The sequence below is a fragment of the Dactylosporangium sp. CA-092794 genome, assembly GCF_050948465.1.
Taxonomy (GTDB): Bacteria; Actinomycetota; Actinomycetes; order Mycobacteriales; family Micromonosporaceae; genus Dactylosporangium.
In genome coordinates, this window is the sequence record NZ_CP192044.1 from 9,024,318 (window position 1) to 9,040,436 (window position 16,119).

The following is a 16,119-nucleotide window of genomic DNA, read 5'->3' on the forward strand; positions in this document are numbered from 1 at the left end:
CGGCGGCCGGGGCCGTACGGACCGTTTCGCCCTGTCGTTGGTCCCGGCCGAGCCGTCCGGTCACCCGCCGACCGCGGCCATCCGCTTGGTGTCGAGGGCTTCCAGCAGATAGGACCAGACCTCGCTCAGGGTCGGGAAGCTGCCGACCGCGTGCCGCAGCGCGCTGGTCGGGATGCCGGCGGCGATGGCGACCGTGGCGGCGTGCGTCAGCTCGGCGACGTCGGTGCCCACGAAGGTCGCGCCGAGCAGTGTGTCGGTGCGGCGGTCGACGACCAGCTTGGCGCGGCCCCGGTAGTGCTCGCGCCGGACCCGGCCGCCAGAAAGGTTGGACAGATCCACCTCGACGGTCTCGACCGCGTGGTCCTGCCGGCGCGCCGCCGCTTCGGTCAGGCCGGCCGTGCCGACCTCGGGATCGGTGAAGACCACCTGCGGCACGGCGCGGCCGCGCACCCGGTCGGTGTGGCGGTTGAACGGCGCGTCGTCCAGCGGCCGGCCGGCCGCGCGGGCCGCGATGACCTCGCCGGCGATCCGGCCCTGGTACTTGCCGATGTGCGTCAGGTACGACTCGCCGCTCACGTCGCCGACCGCGTAGAGCCACGGCATGCCGTCGACGGTCATGTGCTCGTCGACGCCGAAACCGTCGGGCAGGCCGAGCCCGTCGGCCGCCGGGCGGCGCCCCGCGCCGACGAGGACCTCGTCGACCGTGAGCGTCTGGCCCGAGTCGAGCGTCACCGTCACCGGCCCGCCGTGGATGCGCCCGACGCCGGTGTCGTTCACCGTTGACCGGTCGACCCGCTGCACCGCTTGACCGAACCGCACGTCGACGCCGGACGCGCGCAGGCTCTCGGCGACCACCTCGCCGGCGAAGGGCTCCTGCTGCGCCAGCAGGCGGTTCGAGCGTACGACCATGGTGATCTGCACAGCGCCGAGCGCCCGCAGCCACGTCGCCGACTCACACGCGACGAGCCCGCCGCCGAGCACCAGCAGCCGCCGCGGTATCTCCTGCACGGCGGTCACGTCCCGCGAGAACCACGGCCGGGACCGCCGCAGGCCCGGGAGGTCCGGGAGGTCCGGTGTGCTGCCGGTCGCGACGACAACGGCGTGCCGGGCCCGCAGCGTGCGCCCGTCGACGGAAACGGTCTTCTCGCCCCGGACGCGGCCTCGGCCGCGGATGACGTCGACGCCCCGGTCAAGAACGGTGTTGACCTGCCTGCCGTCGTCGAAGTAGTCCACGATCGCGTCCCGCCGGTTCAACACCCCGTCGACGTCCAGGTGGCGGTCGGCGAGCAGCTCTCGTACGCCGCCGAGGTCCTGGCCCGTGGACAGCAGATGGACCGGGGCCAGCAGCGCCTTGCTCGGCACGCAGGCCCAGAACGGGCACTCGCCGCCGACGAGCTCGGGTTCGACGATGACCGCGTCGAGGCCCGAGAACCGGGTCGCGGAGAACGCCGCGGTCTCCCCGGCGGGTCCCGCACCGACCACGATGACGTCCCACTCCGAGCGGTCCGGGTTCAGCGATCCAGTCACGACGACCCGCTACCCGGCATCCGCCGGTGAAACCCGCCCGGCGGGTGCGACGGCAGTGGGACCCGACGCGTCAGGTGTCCAGGCCCAGCAGCCGGGTCGGGTTGTCGACGACCATGGTGCGGATGTCCTTCACGCTGATGCCGCTGTCGAGCAGTTGCCCGGTGACGCGCCGGAAGGCTTCCATCGGCAGTGGGTTGCCGACCTGGCCCAGGTCGGAGCCGAGGGAGGTGTTCTCCGGTCCGATCAGGTTGATCCAGTCGAGCAGGGTGGTGAACGGGAACAGCTTCTCGTTGTCGTACATGACCAGGCAGTGCTCGACGACGGCGCCCTGTTCGACGAACTTCTGGACGTCGCCGCTGGCGGCGTTCATGACGTAGTTGGGGTGGCTGACCAGCAGCCGGGTCAGCCCTTTCGCCTTGGCGGCGGTGAGCATGGCCAGGGTGCGGTCGGGGGCCATGTGCCCGGCGCTGACGAGCGCGCCGGCCTCCTTCGCGGACTCGAGGATCACGTCCACCTCCGGGCGCAGGTCGCCGGTCTCGTCGAAGATGTCGACCTCGTCGCTCTGGCGCACGCCCCGCGGGACGAAGTGTTCCTTGATGTGCGGATCCCGTTCGGCGTTGCACAGATGGGCGCCCGACGAGATGGTCGGGAACCAGATCATTTTGCCGCCCATCTTGAGGTTCAGGTCGACCGCGTGCGGGTTGAGCCCGCCGACCTGGCTGTTGAGGGCGACGCCGCCGTACACCTCGGTCGACAGCGAGGCGAGTTGATCGTGCATCGCGAGGAGGTCGAAGACGGTGCTGTGGTAGTGGCACTTGACGAGGATGGCGCGGAAACCCGCGGCCTGGGCCTGATGCGCCGCCTCGATGTGGGTGATCCGCCGCGGCATCGGCGACGGGCCCGAGTGGCAGTGCAGGTCTACGGCGCCGTTGAGGACCTTGGCGATCGCATCGGTTGTCACAGGTAGCTCCTCTGTTTCGTCATGGTGCTCAGCGCGTGCCGCCGTTGCGGCTGATGCGTGGCTGGATCGGTGCCGGCCGCAGGTCGTGGCTGATCTGCTCGGCGACCTGGCGCAGTTCCGGGACGAGGCGGCCGCGGATCGCCTTGAGCGTCCAGCTCGCGGCGTTGACGATCGACCCGAGCGCGGCCACCGTCGTGCCGGTGTTGTCGCGGATCGGCACAGCGACCGAGCGGACCCCGGTCGTCATCTGCTGATCGTTGATGGCGTGTCCGGTGCGCCGGACGATGTCGAGCTGCTGCTCCAGCTTGGCCAGGCTCTCCACGGTGTGCGACGTGAAGCGGGTGAATGCCAGGCGGCCCGATACCTCCTCCCATTGCTGCGGCGTGAGCCCGGCCAGCAGCACCCGGCCCTGCGCGGTCGCGTAGGCCGGGTACCGCGCGCCGACGTTGATGTCGACCGCGATCAGCCGGTTCGGCGGCGTCTCGCGGACGATGTGGACGATGTACCCGTCGTCGAGCACCGCCACGGAGGCGAACTCGTCGATCCGCGTCACCAGCTCCATGAGGTGCTGCGTCGTCACCGCGGTCAGCGGCTGGCGGCCCAGGTAGGCGTAGCCGAACTCGAACACCCGGGGCCGGATCTCGTATCCGCCCGCGCTTTCCCCGACGTACCCGAGATTCTTGAGCGTGATCAGAGAGCGGCGGGCCGCGGCCCGGCTGACCCCGGCGGCCGCGGCGACCTCCCGCAGGCTCATCGTCTCGCCCTGACCCAGCGCGAGCAGGACGGCAAGTCCCCGCTCCAGCGACACCACGCGGTCCCGGGGGTTGATCGACGGCTCGTCGCACTTGTCGCTGTCGTCGTCAGCTCTCATGACCATGGTGTGCCTCTCGCTCGTCCGGGTCTTGCGCACGCGGGCAGCGGCCGGCTATGTGTGATGCGCGGCCGCTCGCCGCCCGAGCAGACCCTGCGGGCGCAGCACGAGCAGCACCAGCAGTATCGCGAAGGCGATCACCAGTTCGTAGTTGGTGCTGATGTACCGTCCGGTCAGCGCGGTCACCACGCCGAGGAGCACGCCGCCGAGCAGCGCACCCCACAGGTCGCCGAAGCTGCCGAGCGTTGCCGCGACGAACCCGTAGATGCCGTAGTTCAGTGCGGAGCCGTAGTCGGTGTACTGCGCCGGGGTGAAGACCACGCCGGCGAGCCCGGCCAGGGCCGCGGTGAAGATCATCGCGGCGGCGCCGACCCGCCGGGGTGCGATCCCGAGCAGCTGGCTCGTCTGGCTGTTCGCGGCGCAGGCCCGCATCGCCCGCCCGATGTTCGAGCGCTGCAGGGCGACCGCGATCGCGATGATCGACACCAGCGCGACCGCGATCACGATCACGTACTGCCCGTCGATGCTGGCGCCGCCGACCGGCACCCGGAAGCCGGGGATCCAGGTCGGCAGCGTCTGCGGATCCGCGCTGATGCCTTTCGCGACGCAGTTGGCCACGAGGTCGCCGAACACCAGCGTGGCGAGGATGACCACGACGGCCGGGCTGTTGCGCCGCCACAGCGGCGACACGAGGGCGACCCAGAGCACGGCGCCGACGGCGGCCGCGATGAGCACGCCGCCGACGGCCGCGACCGGATAGGCGACGTGGTGCTCCTTGTAGAGCCAGTAGGTGGCCATGCCGCCGACCATCACGAACGCGCCCTGGGCGAAGTTCACGATGCCGGTGGTGCGGTAGATCAAGGAATACCCGACCGCGACCAGTGCATAGACGAACCCGGTCGCCACGCCGATGGCCAGAACCGTCATCTGTTCTCTCCTTCGGGGGAGGCCGGGCCGGACGCGGTGTCGACGCTGAGGTATGCGGATCGCACGGCGCTGTCGTGCTCGATGTCGGTCGGTGAGCCCTCGGCGATGACGCGGCCGAAGTTCATGGCGGTGATGCGGTTGGAGATGTCGAAGACGAACGGGACGTCGTGGTCGACGACCAGCACGCCCATCCCGTGTTCGTCGCGGAGGCTGCGGATCGCGGCGGTCATGCGGTCGATCTCGACCCGGTTGAGCCCGGCCGCGGGCTCGTCGAGCAGCAGCAGCCGGGGCCCGGCCGCCACCGCGCGCGCGATCTCCAGCAGGCGGAGCTGGCCGAAGCTCAGCCCGCCGGCGTCGAGGCCGGCGAGGTGGCCGAGGCCGAACGACCGCAGCAACTCGTGTCCCCGCTCCCGCTGCCGGCGCTCGCTGGACCGGTAGGCCGGTGTGCCGCACAGCGCGGAGAAGAGCCCGCCGGCGTGCTGCTCGGTCATGCCCACCAGCACGTTGTCGAGCACGCTGAGCCCGGAGATCGGCGTCGCGTGCTGGAAGGTGGTGACCAGCCCGGCTCGCGCGACCCGGGCCGGGCTCAGGCCGGAAATGGTGACCGGCCCCAGCGTGACCGTGCCCGCGTCGGGTACCACGAAACCGCACAACGCCTTGAGCAGCGTCGACTTGCCGGCGCCGTTCGGACCGATCAGGCCGACGATCGTCCGCTCCGGGATGGTGAGGTTGACGCCCTGCAGCGCGTGCACGCCACCGAAGCTCTTGGTGATGCCCGCCGCGGCCAGGCCGCCCGGGCGAGTGCCGGGAATCGCCGTCGCGTGCCCGCGGAGCCGGGTCATCGGTCGGCCCCGATCGCGGGAGCGTCCTGACGGACCGGTTCGGCCTGGGTCGTGACCGGCGGCGCCGTGCCGCGGTCGCGCCGGCCCAGGCGCAGCAGCCACTGCGGCGGCTCCAGCAGGCCACCCGGCTTGAGCAGGATGATGACCAGCAGTACGCAGTCGAAGAGGATCGCCTGATAGTCCGACAGCGCCGAGAACTGCTGAGGAACGAGGATCAGCACCGCGGCGCCGACGATCGGGGCCAGCGTGCGCCCGCGCCCGCCGAGGAACAGCATCACGAACAGGTTGACGCCGATGGTGGAGTCGTAGAGGTCCGGGCTGAGGTAGGTGGTGAAGCTGACGTACAGCGCACCGCCGACGGCGGCGAACACGGCCGCCAGCACGAAGCCGATGACCTTGAACCGCTGAACCCGCAGGCCCAGGCTGGTCCCGGCCTCCTCGCGGCTGGAGATGGTCTGCCAGGCCCGGCCGACGTGCGAGTTGCGCAGCCGTACCCCGATCCAGGTGACGACGGCGACGACGATCCAGCAGCCGAGGTAGGCATCGCGGGGGTTGGCCAGCGAGAACGGGCCGACCGCCAGCGGGGGCACGCCGGAGATGCCGACGCTGCCGCCGGTGAACGAGGTCGCTCCGGTGATGTAGCCGAAGGTGCCGAGGGCGAGCGCGAACGTGGTCATCGTCAGGTAGTGCCCGCGCAGCCGCAGCAACGGTACGCCGACCGCCGCGGCGGCGATCACCGAAAGCAGGAGCCCGGCCAGGAGCGCGGCCCACGGGTTCCACCCGTGCCGGACGGTCAGGATCGCGAGGCTGTAGCCGCCGATGGCCATGAACGCGGTCTGCGCGAACGTCACCAGGCCGAGGTAGCCGACGAACACGTTCAGGCCCACGACCACGATGGCGTACGTCGCGACCAGGGTCAGGTTGTAGATCCAGAACGGGTTGTCGCCGGCGTAGAAGACCAGCAGCACGATCGCCGTGATCAGCGGGCCGGCGTAGGTGCGGGCGAGCCGGGCCAGGTCAGCGGATCGCGGTCGGGTGCGCGATGTCTCCGGCATCCCCGCCACCTCCTCCGAGGTAGAGGTCGGCCAGCTCGGCGTCGGTCGGCCGGCCGTTGCTGCGCCGCTCGAGCACCTCGCCGTGGTGCAGCACGACGGTCAGCGACGGCGTGACGGGCAGCGGTACCGCCTTCTGCTCGACGACGATCATCGAGAGCCCGCCCGCGGCGAGCCGGCCGAGCGCCTCGTAGACCTGCCCGACCGGTTTCGGGGCGAGGCCGAGCGACGGCTCGTCCAGCAGCAGCACCTGCGGGTCGCTGAGCAGCGCCCGGGCGATGGCGAGCATCTGCATCTCGCCGCCGGACAGGGTCGAGCAGTCCTGTTTCAGGCGGCTGCCCAGGATCGGGAACAGGTCGATCACGCGGTCGCGTTGCGCCCTGTACTCGCCCTGCCGGCGGGACCGCCAGCCGAGGATGAGGTTGTCCTCGACGCTGATGCCGGGCAGCGGCCCGCGCCCCTCGGGCACGAGCGACACCCCGCGGCGCACCCGCCGGTAGGCCGGGACCCGGGTGACCGGCGCGCCGTTGACGCGGACCTCACCCTGCGACACCGGCACCAGGCCGGCGATCGCGTTGACGAGGCTCGTTTTGCCCGCGCCGTTCGTACCGAGGACGAGCACCAGCTCGGCCCGCCCCACCTGGAAGCTCAGCGGGGACAGCGCGTGCACGTTGCCGTAGCGGACGCCCACCTTGTCGACCTCGAGGACGGGGCCGGCCGCAGCCGACCCCGACCCGACGGTGTCCGGTGCCGGCTTCACGACTTGCCGGGGGTGTAGACGACTTCGAGCTTCCCGCCGTTCTCGCGAATGATCCCCAGCGGGTTCGCCGTAGCGACCTGTCCGGTGAGGTCGCCGGCGGAGAACTTGTACGCCGACATCGTCCCGGTGTAGCTGACCTGCTCCAGCGCCGCGCGCAGCGCGTCGCCGGTGACGGCCCCGCTGGCCTTGACCGCCTCCGCCAGGATCATCACCGAGTCCCACCCGCGCGCCGCGGAGGCGATGCCCGGCTGGGATCCGTAGGCGGCCTGGTAGATCGGCAGGAACTTCTCGTTGGCCGCCTTGATTTCCGGGTCGTTGTTGTTCGGGTACACCTGGGGCGCGATGGCGGTGATGTAGCACAACGGATACGCCTGCGACGCGGGCTCGAAGGTGGCCACCTCGTCCGTCCCCATGATCAGCGGGATGTTGAGGTTCAGCGTCGCCGCGCCCTTGGCCTCCACGATGTGCACCGGTCCGGACAGGACATCGATGATGGCCTCGGCGCCGGCGGCCTTCGCCTTGGACAGCTGCGGCGTCAGGTCGGTGGCGCTGACCTCGACCGCTTCCGAGGCGACGACCGTCAGCCCGTCGGCCTTGGCCGCGTCCCCCATCGCGGCCGCCGCGCTCTGCCCGTACGGGGTCTGCGAGTAGAGCACCGCGACCTTCGTGGCGTGCAGCGACTTGGCGTAGTCGAGGTCGATGGCGTTGGTCTTGGCGACCGGCTGCAGCGTGGAGAACACCCAGTTGCTGTCGGGCGGCAGCACCGAGGCGGCGATCATCGGCACCTTGCGGGGCCCGATGATCGGCGCGTCGGCCGCGGTGGCGGCCGACGTCGATCCGCCGATGATCACACCCACCTTGTACTGGTTGATCAGCTGGTTGGTCACCGGGACGGCCTTGGCCGCGTTGGACTGCATGTCCAGCGTCGTGACCTCGATCTGCTTGCCGTTCACCCCGCCGTTCTTGTTCAGGTAGTCGGCCGCGAGCGTCACGCCGTTGCCGAAGGGGGTGTCGACGGCGGCCAGGTAGCCGGTCTTGCCGACGGCCAGGCCGATGTGGATCTTGTCGCCGCCGTTGCCGCCCGGCGACTTGGAGGATGAGCCGCAGGCGGTGAGTGCGGCGCCCAGCAGGACCACGCCGCAGAGCGCGGCGATCCGGCGGGGCATGGGTGGTGCGTGCAGTGCGTCAGATGCGAAAGACATGGCTGGCGGCCTCTCGAGCGATGGCGGGCGGAGATGCGACCGGTGCTACGTCAGGGGTGTGCTGTGCGCTGTGCGCACAGATGGTGCTGTTCGCGCACCGCAGCATTGCATGATTGTTATACAATCGTCAAGGGTCCCGTCGCAGCTCGGAAATCGTCCGGACACGCAACGGCAATCGTTCGTCCGGGGCTCCGACGGGGCTGGCGAGCCCGTGCACCGGCGATCCTCCGGGCACCGTCGCTCCGGCTGGCGATGAGCCTGCGGGCCGTCACATCTCGGCGCCGAGCGGACCGGCCAGCGGTCGGTACGATTGGCACGAGTAGGACTTGTGGCTTGTCTAGGCGGGCAGGATGCCGACGCGGGCAGCCAGGGGGTGGCGGTGCTGGATCCGCCGGTTCGGGCCGAGATCGTCCACGAGAGCGAACGGACGCGCGTGACGCGCCTGGTGTTCGCCCGTGGCACCGTGGTGCGCAAGGAGCCGCTCGGGCCGGACGCAGCGCCGCGACTGCGGCACGAGCTGGCGATCCTCGAGCGGCTGCGGGGCGTCGACGGGGTGGCGCAGCTGGTGGACGAGCCGCGCCGGGCCGGGTCGATCATGCTGGCCGACGCCGGCGGTCTGAGCCTGGCCACGCTGGCCAAGCCGCTCGCGCCCGACGAGCTGATCGGTCTGGCCGTGGGGCTGGCCGGGGCGGTGGCGGGAATGCACCGCCGCGGGGTGGTGCACCGCGACGTCACGCCGGCGAACATCGTGGTCTCGCGCTGCGACGCGCCGTGCCTGGTGGACTTCGCGCTGGCGTCGACGCTGGCCGAGATCCGCCCGGAGTTCACCCACCACACGGAGATCGTGGGGACGCTGGAGTACCTGGCGCCGGAGCAGACCGGGCGCACCGGCCGGCCGGTCGATCAGCGGGCCGACCTCTACACGCTGGGCGCGACGCTCTACGAGCTGGCGACCGGGCGGCCACCGTTCGGATGCGGAGACCCGCTGCGGCTCACACACGACCATCTGACCCGGGTGCCGGTGCCGCCGGCACAGGTCAACCCGGCCGTGCCGGGCCCGCTGTCCGGCATCGTCATGCACCTGCTGGAGAAGGAGCCGGACAACCGGTACCAGACCGCGGACGGCGTGCTCTACGACCTGCAGCGGCTGCGCGACGACGGCCCCGCGGCCGGGCTGCGCATCGGCGAGCACGACGTACCCCTGCGGCTGCCGGCGCCGTCGATGCTGGTGGGGCGCGACGCCGAGGTGGCCGAGCTCTCCGCGGGGTTCGCCGATGCGCTGTCGGGCCGCTGCCGCGGGGTGCTGGTCGGCGGAGCGCCGGGGGTCGGCAAGACGGCGCTGGTCGACGAGCTGCGGCCGGTGGTGACGGGCTGGGACGGCTGGTTCGTGGCGGGCAAGTTCGACCAGTACCGCCGGGACCTCGAGTTCGACGCGGCGGAGCAGGCGTTTCGCGCGCTGGGCCGGCTGCTGCTGGCCGAGCCGGAGGACGAGCTGGACAAGCTCCGCCCGCGGATCCTCGAGGCGGTCGGGCCGAACGCCGGCCTCGTGGCGGCGGTCGTGCCGGAGTTCGCGACGCTGCTGCGGGTGCCGCCCGACGGCGGGGACCCGCTGACCGCGCAGGTGCGCGCGCAGCGGTCGGCGGTCGACATCATGCACGCGGTGGCCTCGCGGCAGCGGCCGATCGTGATGTTCCTCGACGACCTGCAGTGGGCGGCGCGCACGCCACTCGGCTTCATCGACATCGTGCTGAGCGAGGAACCGGTCGACGGCCTGCTGCTGGTGGGTGCCTACCGCGAGGGCGACGTGGACCCGGCGCACCCCCTGGCGGCACCGCTGTCCCGGTGGCGCGACCAGCCCGGCGTGCGGCACCTGCGACTGGACAACCTGCCGGTCGCCGGCCTGGTCACCATGGTCGCCGAGATGCTGCACGTGGACGAGGCCGGCGCGGCGGCCCTGGGCGAGGCGATCGCACGCTACACGTCCGGCAATCCCTACGAGACGGTGGAGCTGCTCAACGCGCTGCGCCGCGACGGCGTGCTGACCGCGACGGCCGGCGGATGGCGGTGGGACATCGCCCAGGTGCATACCCACCTGGGCCGGTCCGACCTCGCCGGGCTGCTGGAGACGCGGGTCGAGGCCATGCCGGTGCGGACGCGACGGGTGGTGGAGACGATGGCCTGTCTCGGCGGGCGAGCCGAGGTGCGCCTGCTGCAGACCGCCACCGCGGCACCGCCGGACGAGCTGGAGCGGGACCTGGCACCCGCACTGAACGAGGGGCTGCTGGTGGTGGAGCCCGGCCCGCATGAGGCGGTGCGCTTCCGCCACGACCGGATCCGTGAGGTGATCCTGCGCGCGGTCGACCTGCGGCGGCGGCGCGCACTGCAGCTGGCGATGGCGCGGCGGCTCGCCCGGGTGCCGGAACTGTTCGCGGTCGCGGCGGAGCAGTACCTGGCGGTGGTCGACGCGGTCGAGGATCCCGCGGAGCGGCGGGTGGCGGTCGGGCTGCTGCGCCGCGCCGCCGGCGAGGCGTCGCTGACCGGCAACTACGCGTTGGTCAACGCGTTGCTGGCGGCCACGCTCCGGCTGATCGACCTGGGTGAGACCGGCACGCTCGCCGAGGTGCACACCGCCCGCCACTCGGCGCTGTACTGCCTGGGGCGCCTGGACGAGGCCGACGCGGAGTACCACACGATCGAGGGGCTGTGCGACACCGCCGCGCAACGGGTCGAGGCGACGTGCGTGCACGTGCGCAGCCTCACCCACCAGAACCGCTTCGCGGAGGGGATGGCGCTGGGCATCGCGTCGCTGCGCGAGCTCGGCATGGCGATTCCGGCCACGGAGCGGTTCGCGGCCGAACTCGACCGCCAGTCCGAGCTGCTGTACCGGTGGCTGGACCACACCGCGGGCGCCGCCGAGCTGACCCGCCCGGAGATCACCGAGCCGAACCTGCTCGGCGCCGCCTGCCTGCTCAACGCCGTCCTGCCGGCGGCCTACTTCGCCGCGGACCCGGCCGAGGCCTGGCTGAGCCTGGAGGCCCTGCGGATCTGGATCGAGCACGGCCCGACCCGGGCCCTGGTCGGCGCGGCCGGCAACGCCGCCGCGAACGCGGTGCAGCTACGCGACGACTACGCCGCCACGTACCGGGCGATGCGGCGGATCCTGGCGCTGGGCGAGGCCCGCGGCTACGAGCCCTACACGTCGCAGGCGCGGTTCATGGTCGCCATCGTCGGCGGGTGGTTCGAGCCGATCGAGAACTGCGTGCACCACGCCCGGCGGGCCCGGGAGGGGCTGATCGCGGGCGGTGACCTGGCCAACGCCCAGTACACGTACTACCCGACCGTCGTGAGCCTGCTGGACAGCGCGCCCTCGCTGGAGACATACGTCGCCGAGGTGGAGTCCGGGATGGCCTTCGGGCGGCGCACCGGCAACGAGCAGTTCGGCCAGTGGTTCGACGGCTACCGGTGGCTGGCCGACGTGCTGCGCGGCGAGAGCGTCCTCGCGGCCGGCGACGCGGCGCCCGACCGGTACGCCGGCAGCCCGATGGCGCTGTTCCACGCGCACCTCAACCATGCCCTCGCCGCCGCCCTCTTCGGCGATCCGGCCGCCCTGGCCCGGCACACCGCGGCCGCGATGCCGCTGGAGCCCATCTTCGCCCGGGCCCACCCGGCGGCCCTGGCCCGGGTCCTGCGCGGGCTGTCCCTCGCCCAGCAGGCCCGGGACTGCCACGACGACGAGCGCGCCCCGCTGCTGTCCGAACTGGACGAGGTGACGCGCTGGCTGGCCGCCCGCGCCGCCGACGCGCCGGAGAACTTCCTGGGCCTGCTGCGCCTGCTCGAGGCCGAGCAGGCCTGGACGGTCAGCGACTTCCACACCGGCGTCCTCGCCTTCGACTCCGCCCTGCGCGTGGATGTAGGGCGGCCGCGCCCCTGGCAGCGCGCCCTGATCATGGAGCGCGCGGCCCGGTTCTACCTCGCGCACGGCGTCGAGCACACCGGCTACCACCTGCTCGCCGGGGCGCGCCGGGAGTACCTCGCCTGGGGCGCGACCGCGAAGGTCGAACAGCTCGACTGGGCCTACCCGACCCTGCGGCCACCGCCCGGTGCGACGGCCGCGCCGGCCCGCGACGACGACAGGGCCCCGCCCGCCGACGTCCGCCACGAGCGGGCCGCCGTCACCACCGGGACGCTCGACCTGCTCGGCATCCTGTCCGCGTCGCAGGCGCTGAGCTCCGAGACCAGCATCGAACGGCTGCACGCCCGCGTGGCCAAGGTGCTCAGCGCCCTGACCGGTGCCACCGCGGTACACCTGCCACTGTGGAGCAACGAGCGACAGGACTGGCTCGTGCCCACCCCGGCCGGGCGACCCGGCCACGAACGCGCGGTCCCCATGTCCGTGCTGCGCTATGTCCGGCGCACCGGCGAACCACTGGTCGTGGCCGACGCCACCCGCGACGACCGCTTCGTCCGCGATCCCTACTTCGCCGACCTCACCTGCTGCTCGCTGCTCGCGCTGCCCATCGTCAGCCGCGGCGCGCCACGGGCGGTGCTGCTGCTGGAGAACCGCCTCATCCGCGGAGCCTTCACCGCCGAACGGCTCGACGCCGTCAAGCTCATCGCCGGCCAGCTCGCGGTGTCCGTCGACAACGCGCACCTGTATGCGGAGTTCCGTCGCATCGCCGACGAACAGGCGGCCCTGCGCCGGGTGGCCACGCTCGTCGCCCGGGGGGTACGGCCGGATCTGGTGTTCGCGACCGTGGCCGAGGAGGTCGCGACGCTCTTCGACGCCGACAACACCACGATCACGCGGTTCGAGCCGGACGCGGAGGCGACCGTCATGGGCGACTTCCCGTTCCAGCGGTCCCGGTCCGGCCTGCGCGGCCCGCTCGATCCCCGCTCCGCCACGTCCTCGGTGCAGGACACGGGCCGGGCGGCCCGCCGCGACGCGGACGACTCGGCGCCCGCCGCGGGCATGGCCCGCAGCGCGGTCGCCGGCCCGATCGTGGTCGAGGGCCGTCTCTGGGGCGCGATCGGCGTCGAGTCCCGGCGCCAGCGGCTGCCCCAGGACACCGAGCAGCGCCTGGTCGACTTCACCGAACTGGTCGCGACCGCCATCGCCAACGCCGAGAGCCGCAACGAGCTCACCACCTCCCGCGCGCGCATCGTCTCCACCGCCGACCAGACCCGCCGGCGCATCGAGCGAAACCTGCACGACGGCGCGCAGCAGCAGCTGGTCGCGCTCGCGCTGGAGCTGCGCACGGCGCAGGCGGGACTCCTGCCCGAGCAGGCCGCGCTCCGCGCGCGGCTGGACCACGCGGCCGTCGCGGCGACCAACGCGCTGGACGAACTGCGCGAGACCGCGCGCGGCATCCACCCGGCGATCCTCACCAACAGCGGGCTCGCCGCGGCGCTGCGGGCGCTGGCCCGCCGCTCGCCGGTCCCGGTCGAGCTCGACATCCGCGCCCAGGCCAGGCTTCCCGAGCGGGTCGAGGTCAGCGCCTACTACCTCGTCGCCGAGGCGCTGACCAATGCGGCCAAGCACGCGCACGCCTCGGCCGTCACCGTCACCGTCGAAACCGACGTCACGGTCCCCGCACACGCCGTCCTGCGGGTCGGGGTCCGCGACGACGGGGTCGGCGGCGCCGACTTCGCCCGCGGTACCGGCCTGGTCGGCCTCAAGGACCGCGTGGAGGCGCTCGGCGGCCGGGTGCTGCTGCACAGCCCGCCCGGAGCCGGCACCAGCCTGCTCGCGGAGCTCCCGCTCACCGCCGCCACGGAAGAGACGCGCGCCGGAGTATGGCCGCCCCGATCAGGTAGGCGATCAGCGCCCGGGTAGGGAAGCCGAACAGGGCCGGCTGGCCGCGGGGGTACAGGCTGTTGTCGAGCAGCCCGGCCGCGACCGCCGCGAAGCCGGACAGGGCGAGCGGCCAGCTTGGTGGTCGTTGGAGCGGGCGCGGCGTCCGGCGCTCGATCGGAGCGACGATCGCCACGAGGATGAGCAGGACGATGGTGAGCATGATCAGCCACGGGACGCGCCAGGCGAACCATGCCGCCGTTCCGGCCGCCGGGGTGGGAAGCCGGCCGGTAGCGTGCAGCGCGAGGGTGAGCAGGACCGCGGCCGTCATGTGCCACAGGAAGACGGTGAGGACGACGCCGTTGACCGCCACGACGGCCCGCCACGGCCGGGTTCGCCGCAACCAGCGCTCGGCCGGGTCGCGCAGCAGCAGGGCCGCGCCGAGCTGGGCGGTGGCCAGGGCCAGCAGGGCGAGGCTGGGCGGTGACGCGTTGTGGATCCGGCCTCCCGGCACGTCGATCATGCTGACCGGGTAGGGCCCGGCCACGGTGAGCAGCGACAGCACGCCGAGCCCGCCCAGCAGCAGCGTCGCGGCGAGCCGGCGGCGGCCGGCCAGCCGGCCGTCGCGCCAGAAGAACCCCATCTGGTGAATGACGAGCCAGCCGAACAGGAAGCCGCCGCCGGCCAGCCACTCCCGGCCGTGGAGGCGCGCCAGGTCGCCCGCCGCCACCAGGCCGACCAGCACCACGGGAACGGCGATGCCGTAGCGGCGGTGCAGCGTGTACATGACCGGAGCGAGTCCGACGACAATGAGGTACACCGACAGGAACCACAAGGGAATGGCCGCGGCCGACACCGCCAGCCGCACCTGGATCGGGTCGGCGTGCAGCAGCCGCGCGAGCAGTGCGGCAGCGGCGAGCGACACGACCAGCGCGGTCGTGGGCCGCACCAGCCGCCCGCCGCGGTGGATCAGCCATCCGGCGGTGGTCCCGCCGCGGCGGTGCCAGGCGGTCAGCGACGCCGCGTTCGCGAACCCTCCGGCCAGGAAGAACACGGGCATCACCTGCATCAGCCAGGTGATCGGCTGGGCCCACGTCAGCTCCGGCAACGCGGAATGGCCGGTCAGCCGGCCGTTGTCGTAGCCGACGACGGCCACGAGCCAGTGCCCGAGCACCACCGCGATGATCGCCACCGCCCGCAGCAGGTCGATGGACCGCTCCCGCGACGCGGGTGTGCGGTCCGCCAGCTGCCGCGGCCCGCCGACGTCGTCCACCGCCCGCGACATGACAGACACCCCGATACAAGTAGGAGTCCCCTCGATCGTGACGCGCCGGGGTACAGCCTGCACCACCACGGTTGGGCAGCGCGCTGGATCGATGGCGGGGGCACCCGTTCGTAGCGTCGAGCGTGTATCCGGTCACCGCGAACGAGGAGCTCCCACGATGCCCAGCCCCGGCACCGCCGTCCAGACCGATGCGCTGCGCCTGTCCCGGGTCACGAAGGTGTACGCGGGCGGCGTCACCGCCCTCGACGACGTCTCGCTGAGCGTGGCGCCCGGCACGTTCCTGGCCGTCATGGGGCCGTCCGGCTCCGGCAAGAGCACGCTGATGCACTGCGCCGCCGGGCTGGACGTGCCGAGCCGCGGCAGCGTGAAGGTCGGCGACGTCGAGCTGGCCGGGCTGTCCGAGACCCGGCGCACCGAGCTGCGGCACGAGCGGATCGGCTTCGTCTTCCAGGCGTACAACCTCGTGCCCTCGCTGAGCATCGCCGACAACATCACCCTGCCGCTGCGGCTGGCCGGCCGGCGGCCGGACCGGGCCTGGCTGGAGACGCTGGTGGCGCGGGTCGGGCTGAGCGGCCACCTGGACCGGCGGCCGGGCGAGCTGTCCGGCGGGCAGCAGCAGCGGGCCGCGATCGCCCGGGCCCTGGTCACCCGGCCGGCCGTGGTGTTCGCCGACGAGCCGACCGGCGCACTCGACCTGCGCACCGCCCACGCCGTCCTGGACCTGCTGCGCGACCTGGTCGACGGGCTGGGCCAGACGGTGGTGATGGTGACCCACGACCCGGCGGTCGCGGCGCGGGCGCACCTCGCCCTCGTCATGGCGGACGGCCGGATCGTCGACACCCTCGCCTCACCCACCGCCGCGCGGCTGGCGCAGCGGATCACCACGCTGGGAGCGGAGTAG

Annotated in this window: 11 protein-coding genes; 2 read left to right on the plus strand and 9 right to left on the minus strand. The window is 72.6% G+C overall.

The genetic code is table 11. The features are described from left to right. Positions 1-60: 60 nt before the first annotated feature. The 8 genes from ACQPXD_RS38675 to ACQPXD_RS38710 form a co-directional block, all read right to left on the minus strand. Positions 61-1,527 carry a dihydrolipoyl dehydrogenase family protein gene (locus ACQPXD_RS38675; protein WP_432826995.1) on the minus strand — a complete coding sequence of 489 codons (1,467 nt, stop codon included), beginning with the start codon at positions 1,525-1,527 and terminating at the stop codon, positions 61-63. A 70-nt stretch (positions 1,528-1,597) separates the two neighbouring features. Continuing rightward, positions 1,598-2,488 (minus strand): DUF6282 family protein, encoded by an 891-nt coding sequence (locus ACQPXD_RS38680; RefSeq protein WP_432826997.1) that lies wholly within the window; start codon positions 2,486-2,488, stop codon positions 1,598-1,600. 28 nt (positions 2,489-2,516) lie between these two features. Further along, a complete protein-coding gene (locus ACQPXD_RS38685) occupies positions 2,517-3,359 on the minus strand; it encodes an IclR family transcriptional regulator domain-containing protein (protein ID WP_432826999.1) in 843 nt (280 codons plus the stop codon). A 54-nt stretch (positions 3,360-3,413) separates the two neighbouring features. Then, entirely contained in the window at positions 3,414-4,286 is an 873-nt protein-coding gene (locus ACQPXD_RS38690; protein WP_432827001.1) for a branched-chain amino acid ABC transporter permease, read from the minus strand. Next, a complete protein-coding gene (locus tag ACQPXD_RS38695; RefSeq protein WP_432827003.1) occupies positions 4,283-5,128 on the minus strand; it encodes an ABC transporter ATP-binding protein in 846 nt (281 codons plus the stop codon). Before ACQPXD_RS38695 ends, ACQPXD_RS38690 begins: the two co-directional genes overlap by 4 nt. Then, positions 5,125-6,183 (minus strand): branched-chain amino acid ABC transporter permease, encoded by a 1,059-nt coding sequence (locus ACQPXD_RS38700; RefSeq protein WP_432827005.1) that lies wholly within the window; start codon positions 6,181-6,183, stop codon positions 5,125-5,127. The genes ACQPXD_RS38695 and ACQPXD_RS38700 overlap by 4 nt, the downstream gene beginning before the upstream one ends. Then, on the minus strand, positions 6,146-6,940 hold the full coding sequence (locus ACQPXD_RS38705) for an ABC transporter ATP-binding protein (protein ID WP_432827007.1): 795 nt from the start codon (positions 6,938-6,940) through the stop codon (positions 6,146-6,148). Before ACQPXD_RS38705 ends, ACQPXD_RS38700 begins: the two co-directional genes overlap by 38 nt. Continuing rightward, positions 6,937-8,106, minus strand: a complete 1,170-nt coding sequence (locus ACQPXD_RS38710; RefSeq protein ID WP_432827009.1) for an ABC transporter substrate-binding protein — start codon at positions 8,104-8,106, stop codon at positions 6,937-6,939. The genes ACQPXD_RS38705 and ACQPXD_RS38710 overlap by 4 nt, the downstream gene beginning before the upstream one ends. Before the next feature lie 469 nt (positions 8,107-8,575). Here ACQPXD_RS38710 and ACQPXD_RS38715 point away from each other — a divergent pair, with 469 nt between their 5' ends. Further along, positions 8,576-13,975, plus strand: a complete 5,400-nt coding sequence (locus tag ACQPXD_RS38715; protein WP_432827011.1) for an AAA family ATPase — start codon at positions 8,576-8,578, stop codon at positions 13,973-13,975. Here the strand turns inward: ACQPXD_RS38715 and ACQPXD_RS38720 are convergent. Next, positions 13,902-15,218 (minus strand): acyltransferase family protein, encoded by a 1,317-nt coding sequence (locus tag ACQPXD_RS38720; RefSeq protein ID WP_432827013.1) that lies wholly within the window; start codon positions 15,216-15,218, stop codon positions 13,902-13,904. The genes ACQPXD_RS38715 and ACQPXD_RS38720 overlap by 74 nt on opposite strands. A 157-nt stretch (positions 15,219-15,375) precedes the next feature. On the opposite strand from ACQPXD_RS38720, the gene ACQPXD_RS38725 reads away from it, so the two are divergent. Then, positions 15,376-16,119 (plus strand): ABC transporter ATP-binding protein, encoded by a 744-nt coding sequence (locus tag ACQPXD_RS38725; RefSeq protein ID WP_432827015.1) that lies wholly within the window; start codon positions 15,376-15,378, stop codon positions 16,117-16,119.

Excerpts from the sequence above, each read along its gene's own strand:
- ACQPXD_RS38710 (WP_432827009.1), bottom strand. The coding sequence starts at position 8,106 with ATGCCCCGCCGGATCGCCGCGCTCTGCGGCGTGGTCCTGCTGGGCGCC.
- ACQPXD_RS38720 (WP_432827013.1), bottom strand. The coding sequence starts at position 15,218 with ATGTCGCGGGCGGTGGACGACGTCGGCGGGCCGCGGCAGCTGGCGGAC.
- ACQPXD_RS38690 (WP_432827001.1), bottom strand. The coding sequence starts at position 4,286 with ATGACGGTTCTGGCCATCGGCGTGGCGACCGGGTTCGTCTATGCACTG.
- ACQPXD_RS38725 (WP_432827015.1), top strand. The coding sequence starts at position 15,376 with ATGCCCAGCCCCGGCACCGCCGTCCAGACCGATGCGCTGCGCCTGTCC.
- ACQPXD_RS38685 (WP_432826999.1), bottom strand. The coding sequence starts at position 3,359 with ATGAGAGCTGACGACGACAGCGACAAGTGCGACGAGCCGTCGATCAAC.
- ACQPXD_RS38700 (WP_432827005.1), bottom strand. The coding sequence starts at position 6,183 with ATGCCGGAGACATCGCGCACCCGACCGCGATCCGCTGACCTGGCCCGG.
- ACQPXD_RS38695 (WP_432827003.1), bottom strand. The coding sequence starts at position 5,128 with ATGACCCGGCTCCGCGGGCACGCGACGGCGATTCCCGGCACTCGCCCG.